Source organism: Desulfoluna sp., from assembly GCF_030145185.1.
Taxonomy (GTDB): Bacteria; Desulfobacterota; Desulfobacteria; order Desulfobacterales; family Desulfolunaceae; genus Desulfoluna.
Window position 1 is genome coordinate 1 of record NZ_JAQYWB010000061.1, and the last position, 13826, is coordinate 13826.

Sequence of the window (13826 nt, forward strand, 5' to 3'; positions counted from 1 at the left end):
TTTGACGCGGTCCGCTGGGTCATCGACACTCTGATCTCCTAGCAAGGCAAGCCCCATGAATTCCCTCACCCTCTCCGGACGCATCAAACGGATCCGGTACCGAAACGATGAAAACAGCTACACCATTGCCGATCTCATCACCGACGACACCGGGGTCACCATCACGGTGGTGGGGACCCTGGCAGGCATTGACCTCGAGGACCGCCTTCGCCTGACCGGCACCTGGGAAAAGCACCTTCGCTTCGGCGACCAGTTCCGCATCACCGAGTATGAGATGATTTTTCCGGAGACCGGGGAAGAGATCCGCACCTACCTCAAACGCCTCGGGGTGAAAAGCCTCTCCAACGCCAAAATCAGAACCCTCGTGGAACGCTTCGGCAGCGACACCCTGGAGGTCATTGAGACCACGCCGGAGAAAGTCACCGGCCTGAAAGGGTTCGGGAAAAAAACCATTGAGAACCTGCGGGAGGCCCTCACCCGCCAGATGGAAGTGAAACGGCTCATCCTCTTTTTAAAAGAGCACGGCATTCCCGTGGTCCACTGCGCCCAGATCATTAAACAGTATGGGGCCAAAGCCACCGATCGCATCAGCGCCAACCCCTTTGACCTGCTCTTCGACATCACCGGCATTGACTTCACCACCGTGGACCATGCCGCCCAGACCCTGGGCATTGCCGAAGAGGCCCCCCGAAGGGTCCGCGCCTGCCTCCTCTTTGTTCTCGGCCAGTTCGCCTCCGACGGCCACGTCTTTGCGCCGGCGGGGAGCCTCATCACCCGCTGCATGGAGCAGCACCACATGGAACACGAGCCCCTGACCGAGGCCCTGGACGAGTTGCAACGCCAGGGCCACATCGTCAGCGAGACGATAGACCGAGAGAGCGAAACCATCCACGCGGTCTACCCCAAGGAGCTCTTCCAGGCCGAACAGGGCATTGCCAGGCGCCTCGCCATGATGCTCTCCCTTCCCGAAGAAGGCCCTGTCATCTCCCGAGAGGAGATCCTTGAAACCATTCTCACACGGCTGGCCATCAAACTCTCTGAAGAGCAGCTTCTCGCCCTGGAAGAGATCCTCTGCCACCGGGTGGCCGTCATCACCGGCGGGCCGGGCACCGGAAAAACCACCCTGGTTCGCTCCATCGCCGCCCTGTGTGACCACCTGCACCACGAAACCGTGATGGCAGCCCCCACCGGCCGGGCGGCACGCCGCATCACCGAGGTCACGGAAAAAAAGGCCTCCACCCTCCACAAACTGCTGAAATATGATTTCAAGACCGGGGCCTTTGAGCACAACCGGGACAAGCCCCTGTCCGGGGACGTCTTTATCATCGATGAAGTTTCCATGGTGGACACCCTGCTCATGCACCGCTTCCTGGATGCCGTGCCCGTGACGGCCATCGTCGTCTTTGTGGGCGATATCTTTCAGCTCCCCTCCGTGGGGCCGGGAAACGTCCTGTCTGATCTCATCGCCTCAGGATGCCTGAAAACTTACGCCCTCACCCGCATCTTCCGACAGGCCCAGGAGAGCCCCATCATCATGAACGCCCACCGGGTCCGAAAAGGCGAATTCCCGGATCTGCACCAGGAAGGGGAAGAGGGCCCCTCGGAATTCTACTTCATCGAAACCGCAGACCCGGTCAAGGTGATGCAGCGGGTGGTGGAGCTCTGCGCCAAACGCATCCCGGCCACCTACGGATTTACTCCGTTAGAGGATATCCAGGTCCTCACCCCCATGCACAAAGGGGACGTGGGCACCATCAGCCTGAACCTCGCCCTCCAGAAGGCCTTGAACGACACAGGGGACGCCCTGCAATCGTTGGGACGGACCTTCCGCAAAGGAGACAAGGTGATGCACCTGAAAAACAATTATGAAAAAGAGGTCTTCAACGGGGATATCGGGATCATCAGTGAGGTGGATAAAAAAGAAAAAACCCTCGAAGTAAACTACGAAGGAAGAAAGGTGGCCTACGAAACCGAGTCGCTGGATGAGCTGACCCTGGCCTACGCCATCAGCGTCCATAAATCACAGGGGTCGGAATACCCGGCGGTGGTGGTACCCGTCACCACCCAGCACTACCCCCTTCTGCAGCGAAACCTTCTCTACACCGCCATGACACGCGGCAAAGAGCTGGTGATCTTAATCGGGACCCGACGCGCCGTGGAGATCGCGCTCTCCAACAACCGACCTAACCTGCGTCGCTCCCACCTCGCCCAGCGCCTCGCGGAGACGCAGCAGGGGAGCTAAGCATCTTGAACGCCTTTCTTGGCAGGGAGGGGAACTTTAAAGAGGGGAACCCCCTCTTTTTCAAGGACCTTTTCCTCTTCAGGGGAGCTCACACCTCGAATATTACGGGGTTCGGTCACCCCGTAATGAATTTTCAGGGCCTCCTTGGCAAAATTGGCCCCCACGTCATCGAAATTCTGTTCCATGAATTCCACAATCTTTGCGCTGATGTCCCCCACGGCAAGGCCACTGTTCTGTCGGGGCCCCCTGGAGGAGGTCACCGCCCGGGGAATAGCAAACGCACTGGGAACAATGAACACGTTGCTGTCATCACAAAAGGGGCAGGTCACCAACCCCTGTTTCTGCTGAGTTTCAAAGGCTGTCTTGTCGTCGAACCACCCTTCAAAGGTATGTCCGCTTGCACACTGCAGGTCAAAAGCTATCATAAGTCACCGGTGTCGATGGGAGCGAGGATTAATCGAAAACAGGGCATCGGTTATGCCGCAGGATGGCCCTTTATCGGCACCTTGGAAGTCTAAGGCATGCCGCACACCCTGATGAACACAAACATCGAGCATCTAAAAAGATTCAGGCCATCACAGAAAAAGGTATACATACCATACTTGAACCATGGGTAAACAGTGATTTTTTTCCTTCCAATGGGGTAGTGAGTTTGTATATGGTAAACAATCCTGAAGGGTGGATGTCCCCCCGATCCTCAGAAGATGAGTCATCACTCTGAGAGTCAGGTTTGTTCAATGGGGGGTTCCGATAAGGATGGCCCAATGATTATTCAGCGGGATCACCACTATAAAACCCCGTAAACAAGACCAAAAGGTAGTTCGCTATCATTTTCCCAAAAGCCCCGGTCCAACGACCATCACGAGCTCTTGATCCGAGGGGCCCAACGCGCAGGAGTTGATCATGAAAATTAAAGCTCTCTTAACAGCGTGCCTTCTCTGCTTTGCCGCAGAGGCCGCTGCTGAGACCCTGTACATCACCGACCGCATCAACGCCACCTTCCGAGGCGGCCCGGGAACCCAATACAGTATCCTGAAAGGGCTCCCCTCCGGCACCGCCGTGACCGTCCTTGAAGAGGGAGACAAGTGGACCCGAGTCACCGAAGAGACCGGAGCCGAAGGCTGGGTTCTCACCCAATGGCTGGTTCCCAACCCCACCAAGGGAGTGCTCCTGGATAAACTTCAAGTCACACACCGAAAACTGGTCAAGGACAAGGCAAGCCTTGAAGACCAGCTGGACGAACTGAAAAAGGAGAACGCGGTCCTCAAAGACCAGCTCTCCGGCACGGAGAAATCTGCATCCGCATCCGAGACGGCCTACCAGCAGCTGAAAAAGAAATCCACCAACTTCCTGCAGCTGGAAGAGGATTACAAAGAGACCAAAAACCAGTTCGCCAACCTCTCCAAGAAAGCCGATATCTTAAACGACCGGCTGGCCAAAAAAAACATGGTCTGGTTCCTGGCCGGAGGCGGCGTTTTGCTTGTGGGGTTTCTCATCGGATCCAGCTCACGGAAAAAACGAAGCACCTATTATTAGCACCACCCGTAACACACAGACACCTTAGTCCCCCACGGGCATGCGGTACCCGCATGCCCGTTTTTTTCCCTGGGCTCCCGGGAGAAACCGAATGAAAGGTGACACCGCCGGCCTCTTCGTTTCGCATACCGGCAGACGCCCTCGGTGGGAGTCTCCAACTGCTTGATTTCAAGCCTATATGCGCATTTTAACTTATGAACATCACCTCTGATTTTCTGGTTATCGGGTCCGGCGTCGCCGGACTGACCTTTGCCCTGAACGTTGCCGACCACGGCTCCGTCACCGTGGTGACAAAAAAGGGCGTCTCTGAGTGCAACACCGCCTATGCCCAGGGCGGCGTCGCTGCGGTTCAAAGCGATATCGACTCCTTTGACCTTCACATCAAGGACACCCTCGCAGCCGGGGACGGCCTCTGCAACCGGGAGGTGGTGGACCACGTCGTCACCCACGGCCCCGAACGCGTTAAAGAACTCATCAACCTGGGCGTCCAGTTCAGCCTCTGCGACGACGAGGCCCACAAAGCGCCGGGCACCGCCTACGACTTAGGGCGTGAGGGCGGCCACTCCGAAAAGCGCGTCCTCCACGCCGAAGACATGACCGGCCGAGAGATCGAACGTGCCCTGGTGGCGCAGGTAAAGAAAAATCCCCAAATCACCCTCCTGGAAGACCACATCGCCATCGATCTCATCACCCTCTCCACCCGGGTCAGAAGCGGCATGATCACCACCACCCGGGACACCGCCTGCTGCGGGGCCTATGTTCTGGACAAAAAAGCCGAGACGGTAAAAACCCTCTCGGCCAAGGTGACCGTCCTCGCCTGCGGGGGCTCCGGAAAGGTCTACCTCTACACCAGCAACCCGGACGTGGCCACCGGCGACGGCATCGCCATGGCCTGGCGGGCAGGGGCCTCCGTGGCCAACATGGAATTTATGCAGTTCCACCCCACCTGTCTCTATCACCCCGAGGCCAAAAACTTCCTCATCTCTGAAGCCGTCCGCGGCGAAGGGGCCATTCTCCGAAATGAGAAAGGGGACCCCTTCATGGAGAAATACGACCCCTTAAAAGACCTCGCCTGCCGGGACAAAGTCTCCCGGGCCATCGACACCGAGCTCAAAACCAGCGGCGCCGACTCCGTCTTTCTGGACATCTCCCACAAAGACCCTGACTTTGTAAAAAAACGGTTCCCCAACCTCTGGCGACAGGGACTCAAGTTCGGCTTTGACATGACCACGGACCCCATCCCGGTGGTGCCTGCAGCCCATTACATGTGCGGCGGCGTGGCCACAGACCTTGAGGGACGCAGCGATATAAAAAACCTGTTTGCCATCGGCGAGACCGCCTGCACCGGCCTCCACGGGGCCAACCGCCTGGCCAGCAACTCCCTGCTGGAAGCCCTGGTCTACGCCCACAGCGCCGCAAAACAGGCCATCGAAGATGTCAAAAACTGGAAAGATACCGATGTCAAACTCCCCCGCTGGGACGATGTCGGCGCCACGGACAGCGACGAGGTGAGCCTTCTCACCACCAACTGGGATGAAATCCGCCGCTTCATGTGGAACTACGTCGGCGTGGTGCGCTCGGACAAACGCCTCTCAAGGGCCTTAAGCCGCATCGAAAACATCCAGAGCGAAATCCGGGAGTACTACTGGAACTTCCGCGTCACCGCGGATCTCATCGAACTGAGAAACATCGCCGTGGTGGCCGAACTCATCATCCGCAGTGCCATGAAACGCCGCGAATCCCGAGGGCTGCACTACACCATCAACTGCCCCGAAAAAAATGACGCCGAATGGCTGAGGGAAACCGTCCTCAAACGCACCCTGACTCATATGTAAAAAGCGTGCCTCCGGCGAGCCTATGTATGATTATTTATTTCTAGCCGCCTAACACAAAAGGGCCATGGAAATAAATCCATGGCCCTTTCTGATTCTAAACACGACCCCACACAGGCAGCCATACACACAGGCGCAGCCCGTACGCGAATGCGAGCGACCCGAGAAGCGAGGGTCAAGAGCCTTCGCAGCCCTTGGTTACCCGCATTTGGTATACCCGCAGAGGTGGCAGGTCACGCAGCCCTCTTCGTGGGTCACATTGCCGCCGCAATCCGGGCAGAGGTCCCCCAGGAAGGTGGCTTCCGGTTTTTTACCGTTGGAGAGGCTGTCGCCCTTCATGTACCGTTTCTCCAGCACACGACCGATGGCATCCGGAATGGAGAGAACCCGTCCCCCTTTCTGGAACACGGCGTGCTCGCCGCAGATCCCTTTGAGCTGGTTGATGATCTCATCCACCTCCACCCCGGAACGCAGGGCCAGGGAGATAAGCCGGCCGATGGCCTCGGTCTTGGCGGTGGTGGATTTTCCCGATTTTCCGATGGTGGCAAAGACCTCAAAGGGACGCCCTTCCATCTCGGTCACCGTCACGTAGAGCTGGCCCATGCCAGTCCGAACCCTGGAGGTAAACCCTTCGAGGAGCTCAGGACGCTCCAGCACCTGCGGCAAGGGCGTGGAAACGCCCTTGTCACCGCCCTGATCAGAAACGGAGAGCACCTGACCCGTCTTGCTCCCGTCCCGGTAAATGGTCACCCCCTTGCAGCAGAGGTCAAAGGCCATGTCATAGATCGCCCGCACATCATCCACCGTGGCCTCTCTGGGCAGGTTCACCGTCTTGGAGACCGCATTGTCGGTGTGGTTCTGAAAGGCGGCCTGCATGCGGATATGCCACTCCGGGGAGATGTCATGGGCGGTGACAAAGACCCGCCTCACATCCTCCGGGATCTCGGCCATGTGAGCGATGCTTCCCTGCTTGGCGATACGGGCCATCAGCTCTTCACTGTAAAAACCACGCGCCTTGGCCATGGCTTCAAAAATGGGGTTTCCCTCCATCAGCTCGTCACCGTCCATCACCCGACGCACATAAGAGAGGGCAAACACAGGTTCGATGCCGCTGGAGCATCCGGCAAGGATACTTAAGGTCCCCGTCGGGGCGATGGTGGTACAGGTGGCATTGCGATACGCCTTCTCCGCATCGCCATCGAACACGCTTTGACCGATGTTGGGAAAAACGCCCCGAGTCACGGCCAGGTGCCGGGAGGCGTGATGGGCTTCGGCCTGAACGAACCCCATCACCTTCTCAGCCAGAGCCACCGCGTCCTCCGAGTTGTAGGGGACCCCCATCATAAAGAGGAGATCGGCAAACCCCATGACCCCCAAGCCGATTTTCCGGTTGCCCTTGACCATGGCATCAATCTCAGCCAGCGGATACTGGCTCATCTCGAGGGTATCGTCCAGGAACCGAACGGCGAGCCATACCGCCTCTTTCAGGGCCTCAAAATCGACCCGTGTTTTATTGCCCGCGGTCGTGACGCACTTCGAGAGGTTGATAGAGCCCAGATTGCAGGCCTCCATGGGCAACAGGGGCTGCTCCCCGCAGGGGTTGGTGGACTCTATTTCACCGATCCCCGGGGTGGGGTTGTCCCGATTGATCCGATCCAGAAAGATGATGCCGGGGTCTCCGTTGAACCATGCCTGATGAATCAGCGTCTCGTACACCTCCTGAGCGTTCAGGGATTCCAGAGCCTTGCCGTCCCGCGGGTCGATCAACTCATACGTCCCCCCATCGCGCACCGCCCGCATAAAAGCGTCGGTCACCCCCACCGAAATATTAAAATTATTCAGGGCCGCGTTGTCCGCCTTGCAGGCAATAAACTCGAGAATATCGGGATGATCGACCCGCAAAATGGCCATATTGGCCCCACGCCGGGTGCCGCCCTGTTTCACCTGCTCTGTGGCGGTGTTAAAGATCTTCATAAAGGACACCGGCCCCGAGGCGACGCCGCCGGTGGTCCCCACCCGAGAATTCTTGGCCCGGAGGCGGGAAAAAGAGAAGCCGGTTCCGCCGCCTGATTTGTGGATGACGGCCGCGTTCTTCACCGCATCAAAAATCCCATCCAGGCTGTCCTCCACGGGCAGCACGAAACAGGCCGCCAGCTGGCCCAGCTTGTTGCCCGCATTCATCAGCGTGGGTGAGTTGGGAAGAAAGGTAAAGTCCGTCATCAGGCGATAAAAGGCCTCGGCGACCTCCGAAGATTCGAGGCCCTCCTCATACAGCCCTTCCGCCTCAGCAATGTGGGTAGCCACACGCCTGAAAAGCTCTGCCGGTGTCTCCTGAAGAGCCCCCTCGGTGTCCTTTTTCAGATACCGTCTTTCCAGAACGGTACGTGTGTTCTCCGATATATGAAACGTGCTGCCCTCTTTCATGCTCACCTCTTCCACTTTCACTGTCATGCTCTCTCCATCGTACGTGGGGATCAAAATTTTGTCATAGATTCATGCTGAGGATGCCATCGACAAAGCGCCAGCGGCCTGCCGGAAGGAACCAACGTCCCGGTTCCCCAAGGCACACGAACGGAAAGAAGGACACAGGCCTGTTTTTTTGCCTCTCTGACCTTTCAAACCGCTCTTTTTGTATTGTAGATAGGTGTTGTCAGGAAAACGCCTCCGGGAACACCGGCCGACTCTGGATGGGCTCAGCTGCTTCATTTGAAATTTTAGCACAACATGTTGTGGCGTCAAGTGTAATTTTTAGCTCATGTTGCGGCATTGACATCATTTCGACCGACTGGTATCGTTCTCAATTTACCGAGACAACACACAATTACAGGCCCTGCCATTCAGGAGCCACCCCAACATAATAAAAAAATGACGACCACGGAGAGCGCGATGAAAAATAACACAGAAATCAAAGTCAGAGGGTATCATCTGGATGTTTACGGGCATGTCAACAACGCCCGCTACCTTGAATTTATCGAAGAGGCCCGGTGGGAACTCTTTGATGCGTATCTGGGCACTCTGGCGGCCAAAGGATACTCCTTTTTCGTCGTCAACATCAACATCAACTACAAAAGCCCCGCCACCATCGGGGACACCATCGAAATTGCCAGCTGCATTACCCGGTTCGGCGGTAAAAGCTGTACCCTCAAGCAGAAGATGACCAAGAAGGGGACCGACATCACGGTGGTGGAGGCGGATGTGACCTTTGTCATCGCCGGCACCGAAGGCCGCGCCCTGCCCGTCGAGGGCGACATTCGAGAGATGCTCGAACCCTTTGCAGCCTAACCGCCACTGACAGACCTCCTGATTCTTTAAATTTTCCTTCCACGCATCGAGTGAGCAGCAATGAGAGATCAATCCCCCGGAAAATGGACGGTATTTGCGCTGGTGACCACCGGGACCTTCATGTCCACCCTGGACTCCAGCATTGTCAACGTGGCCCTGCCCACCCTCATGGGCAAACTGGACACCACCCTGCTGACCATTGAGTGGGTGGTCCTGAGCTACCTCATCGCCTTTACCGCGCTGATCTTAAGCTTCGGGCGATTAAGTGACATTCTGGGGCGGCGACGCATTCTCGTCACCGGCCACGCCCTGTTCACCACCTCCTCTCTTCTGTGCGCCCTCTCCCCGAGCGTGGGAGCCCTGATCGCGGCCCGGACCCTCCAGGGCACCGGGGCCGCCATGATCATGTCCTGCAGCCAGGCCCTCATCGTGGATGCCTTCCCCGAAACAGAGCGGGGCCGAGCCCTTGGCTCCATCGCCACCGTGGTGGCTGCAGGGTTGACCTCTGGGCCGGTCATCGGCGGATTTATTCTCAGCCACTTCGAGTGGTGGATGATCTTTGCCGTCAACATCCCCGTGGGCCTCACCGTGGCGGTTCTTTCCTGGCGAATCCTCAAAGGAACGGAAGCCGACATCCGACGCGACGAACCCTTTGACCTCCTGGGCGGGCTTCTCATCGCCCTGGCCTGCGGCACCCTCTTCACCGGCCTCACCCACGGCCACACCTGGGGGTATGGATCCGTCCGCGTCCTGGGCCTCACCGGCGCCGGCATCGTCCTCACCGTTCTGTTCATCCTCCAGGAAAAACGGGTCTCCCACCCCGTGCTGGAACCCCGTCTCTTCGACGAGCGGAGCTTTCGGCTTCCGGTGCTCTCGGCCATCTCTCTCTACACGGCCCTGTTCACCATGGTCTTTCTCATGCCCTTTTACCTGATCTTTCCCATGGGCTACTCCGAAGCCCAGGTGGGCACCGTCATGATGATCCCCTTTGCCCTGCTCTTTGTCGTCCCCCCCCTCTCCGGGGCCCTGGCCGACCGCATCGGCTCACGGATCCTCTGCGTCACGGGCATGGCCATCTTAAGCCTCGCCCTGGCCCTTCTGGCCTGGCCGACACAGGTCACCGCCTTTCCCCCCATCGCTTTTAAACTGGCCCTGTCCGGGCTTGGTATCGCTTTGTTTCTCCCCCCCAACAGCACCACCATCATGAGCTCGGTCCCTCCCATCCGGCGCGGAGTGGCCAGCAGCGTGGTAGGAGCCGCCCGAAACCTGGGGATGGTCATGGGCGTCGCCCTGGCCGGAGCCGTCTTCAACCACACCTACACGGCCCTCTCCGGGGCCAACGGCCTCTCCACCTACACCCCGGCCATGGAAGCCCCCTTTCTCGCCGCCTTCCGCTATGCCCTCTTCTGCGGTGCGGCCACGGCAGCCATTGGGAGCCTCCTCGCCTGGCAGCGAGGTCCTGAACCCAACGCAAAGTAGGACAAAAAACAGACCCACGGCCAGACGAGCCACCCTGAAAGCCAAATGCGAATGCGCACGGGGTGGCCGATAGCCGATCACCCCCCCCTCCCTATCTTCCATTGTCAACATGAGAAGCCTGTGTTTTAAATAGATATTAACTGGATATTCTCACCCGAGCATGAAGGAGAAGGCATCATGGAAACGCTGAACCTGTCACGGGACACCCAGGGCATCCGGCTCAACATCGAGCTCGGAAGTTCCATGAGATTTATGTTGGAGGGAACCGAGGCACCTGTCAAAGGAGTCCTTGTGGGCCTTGAACCCCTGGAATACCTCATCGTTCGCCTGGACCTCCCGGTAGAATTCATGGACCGGGTCCAAAAGGAGGCACTCCTTGCCGTGAGCTACATGAGCCTGGGAAATGAATACGGTTTTACGTCTTCCATCATCGATCACATCCACCAGCCCGACCGTCTTATTTTTATCTCCTACCCCTCTGTGATCCAAAACATAGACGTCCGCAAAAGCAGTCGTGTAAGTTGTTTTATTCCGGCGACGGCTCACGTGGACACACGCCGGATCAAGGGAAACATCATCGATATCAGTCAGGGAGGCTGCCGATTCATCATCCGGCTGCCCGCCACCCTTCAGGCACGACAAATTCGACTCATAGATACCATGGAGCTCCTGTTTCCGCTCTTGGGAATCGATGGACTTCAGGCCGTCACCGGCCAGGTGTGCAACACCACCATTGACAGGGAACGCATCGCCATGGGGATTGAGTTCGTCAACCCCGACAGGGATCTTGTCAAACGGATTGATCATTACATTGCCACGATTACCCAAATCCAAACGGCCCCTTAGCCCATCAGGAGATCGCCCATGAAACGACTCGCCCCCCTTCTTTGCCTCATCCTCCTCACCTGGGGGTGCACCGCCCTCCAGAGCAACAGACCCATCCCCAAAGCCCCCCTCCCAGAGAGCAAGGAGAGCCCCGTCGTCGGCATGGCCCTTGACGAGGAAAGTGCCCCGACATGGGCCCTAAAGACAAAGCGATCTACCCGAAAACGAGGACATACCGCCTCATCAGCCTCATCCGCCCCTTCCGCTTCGGGCTTGAAGGCGGCTTACGCCGACGACAACCGCCAGTTCAACCTCTTCCTGGGGTTTCTTGAGACCTACAAGGAGACCCCCCACCGTTCCGCCGATGTCAGCGAACGCATCACCCTGACAGTCCTGGATGCAGAGGGTCTATCCCTCCCCGACTGCACCGTCAAAATCGCCCGGGGAGGAGAGGTCATCGACAGAGGCAAAACCACCGCAGACGGCATCTTCCGCACCTACCCGTCCCTCTATGCAGGGCCTGGGGAGACCCTTGAAGCGACCTTCATTTACAACCAGACCACAAAAAAAATCACCCTGGCCCGCCACGGAAAACGTGAAGTGACGGTGACCCTGGACACGCCGCGGACCCTGCCCGCCGCCGTCCCCTTAGACCTCCTGTTTATCCTGGACACCACCGGCAGCATGGGGGAGGAGATCAACCGGCTGAAAACCAGCATCGACCTCATCAACCTCAATCTCTCCCAACTCCCCGCCAAGCCCCTCATCCGATACGGCATGGTGCTGTACCGAGACCAAGGCGATGCCTATGTCACCCAGGTCATTCCTTTCACGCCCGAGCTGGAGGCCTTCCGGAGTCAACTGAACGCCGTCCGTGCCGAAGGAGGCGGAGACACCCCGGAAGACCTTGAGAGCGCCCTGCAAAAAGGGATCGACGAGATGGACTGGAGCGACGAGGGCGTCCGCCTCGCCTTTGCCATCACCGACGCTCCCCCGCACCTCGACTACCCGCAGTCCTTCACCTACCTCGATGCGGCCCGTACAGCCCGGGAAAAAGGGATCAAAATCTTTTCCGTGGGAACGGGCGGGCTGTCCATTGACGGGGAGTTCATCCTGAGGCAGATCTCCCAGCTCACCGGCGGAGCCTACATTTTCCTCACCTATGGGGAGCGGGGCGAGAGCGAGGGCGGTGCGCCTGGAAGCGTCAGCCACCACACCGGTGCCAACTTCACCTCAGACAAACTCGAAGCGGTGATCATCAACATCACCCGAAGAGAATTAAGCCACCTCCTGGCGTCCCCCGCCGACCCCACAGACAACGACTATTTTGAAGCCGTTCCCGGCACCGAAAAACCGGAAAAAATCACCGAAGACCTTTTCAAAAAGGCGGTCACCCAGTTGGCCGACTACGCCGCCATTTCCCTGGCCGACAAACCCGCCACCGCCATCCTTCCCCTGGCCTCAGCCCTCTCCAAAACCGATGGAGAATACCTCACCTCGGCCCTCCTGATCGCCGCCACCCGTCATCCGCAATTCACCGTGGTGGAGCGAGAGAACACCTCGGCCCTCATCAGCGAGATCAAACTGGGCCTCTCCGGACTCATGGATGAAGAGACCGCGGCGGAAGCCGGACGCCTGACCGGTGCCTCATTGCTGATGACCGGCCGCGTCATCCAGACGGGCTCCCGTGCCGACGTGATGCTTCGACTCATCCGCGTGGAGACCGGCGAGGTCCTGTCCGCCACGCGACTGTTCATGGAGGAGACGCTGCTCCCATCTGCCTGGGACTGACCGTCCGCCTTAGAAATAAAAGCGCAGTGAAATGATAAAAATTGCCTCCGGTGGCCCTCTTGGAGGCAATTTTTAAGGCCCCATTATTCTATCTCCGTTTCGCAGATGGCCTTTCGGTGCCCCTGCGCAGCCGTCCCAAAGTATCAACACTCGATCAGGGTCTGTCACGGAAACAAAGGGTGTGATTTATTTCATAGAAATTTGCATCAAAATTGACTATAGGTTAAATCCTCATTGACGTTTTGAGAAATGGGGAAAGGTTACGCCGATGCTCTTTGAGCGATGCGCCGCCCCACAAAAAGCTCAGGCCATAAGGCGACGTCATAACTTACTGATGCACTGAAAGGATTGATCATGAAAAAATGGATTGTAGCTCTTGGAGCCCTCGTGGTGTTCTCCGGCACCTCTTACGCAGCCACCGTAACTGAAAACTGTGGATGTGGCCTCGGCAAAGAACTCATTGGCGAAAAAACCGGTCTTGCCTGGAATATCCTCGGCACCTCCCTGAACGGAACCAGTGGAAACCAGACCTTCGGTATCTCTTCCGGTACTCTGGGATGTGAGAAGCCCGCTACCTTCGCCAGCAACGAGCGTATGGATATCTTTGTTGCCGATAACATGGACAACCTGGCCGTAGACATCGCCACCGGCAACGGGGAAAGCCTCGACGCTCTGATGGAAATCGCCCAGGTTTCAGGTGCTGATAAGGCCTCTGCCTGCGAAGCCCTCCAGGCAAACTTCGACACCATCTACCCCGCCACCGGCGTAGAGGACCTTGCCGTTTCACAGTCCATCCGAGGCGTTCTTGCACAGATTTAATCCCCTATCTGCCTCTGATT

Annotated in this window: 10 protein-coding genes; 8 read left to right on the top strand and 2 right to left on the bottom strand. The window is 57.9% G+C overall.

What is annotated here, in order from left to right:
• The first annotated feature begins 55 nt into the window (after positions 1–55).
• The gene (locus Q1Q75_RS17310) at positions 56–2242 is read left to right on the top strand and encodes an ATP-dependent RecD-like DNA helicase (RefSeq protein ID WP_300673158.1); all 2187 of its coding nucleotides are present in this window, start codon (positions 56–58) and stop codon (positions 2240–2242) included.
• Here Q1Q75_RS17310 and Q1Q75_RS17315 read toward each other — a convergent pair.
• Positions 2239–2667, bottom strand: coding sequence for a DUF1178 family protein (locus Q1Q75_RS17315; RefSeq protein WP_300673160.1), 429 nt, complete (start codon positions 2665–2667; stop codon positions 2239–2241). The two genes, Q1Q75_RS17310 and Q1Q75_RS17315, sit on opposite strands and share 4 nt — an antisense overlap.
• A gap of 478 nt (positions 2668–3145) precedes the next feature.
• Between Q1Q75_RS17315 and Q1Q75_RS17320 the strand changes: the two genes are divergently transcribed.
• Together Q1Q75_RS17320 and nadB are read left to right on the top strand one after the other, a co-directional pair.
• On the top strand, positions 3146–3778 hold the full coding sequence (locus tag Q1Q75_RS17320; protein WP_300673162.1) for a TIGR04211 family SH3 domain-containing protein: 633 nt from the start codon (positions 3146–3148) through the stop codon (positions 3776–3778).
• Between the two features lie 194 nt (positions 3779–3972).
• The gene (nadB, locus tag Q1Q75_RS17325) at positions 3973–5613 is read left to right on the top strand and encodes an L-aspartate oxidase (protein WP_300673164.1); all 1641 of its coding nucleotides are present in this window, start codon (positions 3973–3975) and stop codon (positions 5611–5613) included.
• Between the two features lie 195 nt (positions 5614–5808).
• Here the strand turns inward: nadB and Q1Q75_RS17330 are convergent, their stop codons facing one another.
• Positions 5809–8061, bottom strand: coding sequence for a vitamin B12-dependent ribonucleotide reductase (locus tag Q1Q75_RS17330; RefSeq protein WP_300673166.1), 2253 nt, complete (start codon positions 8059–8061; stop codon positions 5809–5811).
• A gap of 435 nt (positions 8062–8496) precedes the next feature.
• Between Q1Q75_RS17330 and Q1Q75_RS17335 the strand changes: the two genes are divergently transcribed.
• The 5 genes from Q1Q75_RS17335 to Q1Q75_RS17355 all read left to right on the top strand — a co-directional run bounded on the left by Q1Q75_RS17335 (position 8497) and on the right by Q1Q75_RS17355 (position 13806).
• Entirely contained in the window at positions 8497–8892 is a 396-nt protein-coding gene (locus tag Q1Q75_RS17335) for a thioesterase family protein (protein WP_366945248.1), read from the top strand.
• A 60-nt stretch (positions 8893–8952) separates the two neighbouring features.
• On the top strand, positions 8953–10371 hold the full coding sequence (locus Q1Q75_RS17340) for an MFS transporter (protein WP_300673170.1): 1419 nt from the start codon (positions 8953–8955) through the stop codon (positions 10369–10371).
• Between the two features lie 177 nt (positions 10372–10548).
• Complete coding sequence (locus Q1Q75_RS17345; protein WP_300673172.1) at positions 10549–11217, top strand: PilZ domain-containing protein; 669 nt, start codon at positions 10549–10551, stop codon at positions 11215–11217.
• Positions 11218–11235: 18 nt separating this feature from the next.
• Positions 11236–12987 carry a CsgG/HfaB family protein gene (locus tag Q1Q75_RS17350; RefSeq protein WP_300673174.1) on the top strand — a complete coding sequence of 584 codons (1752 nt, stop codon included), beginning with the start codon at positions 11236–11238 and terminating at the stop codon, positions 12985–12987.
• Between the two features lie 354 nt (positions 12988–13341).
• A complete protein-coding gene (locus Q1Q75_RS17355) occupies positions 13342–13806 on the top strand; it encodes a DUF3015 family protein (RefSeq protein WP_300673176.1) in 465 nt (154 codons plus the stop codon).
• Positions 13807–13826 lie beyond the last annotated feature (20 nt).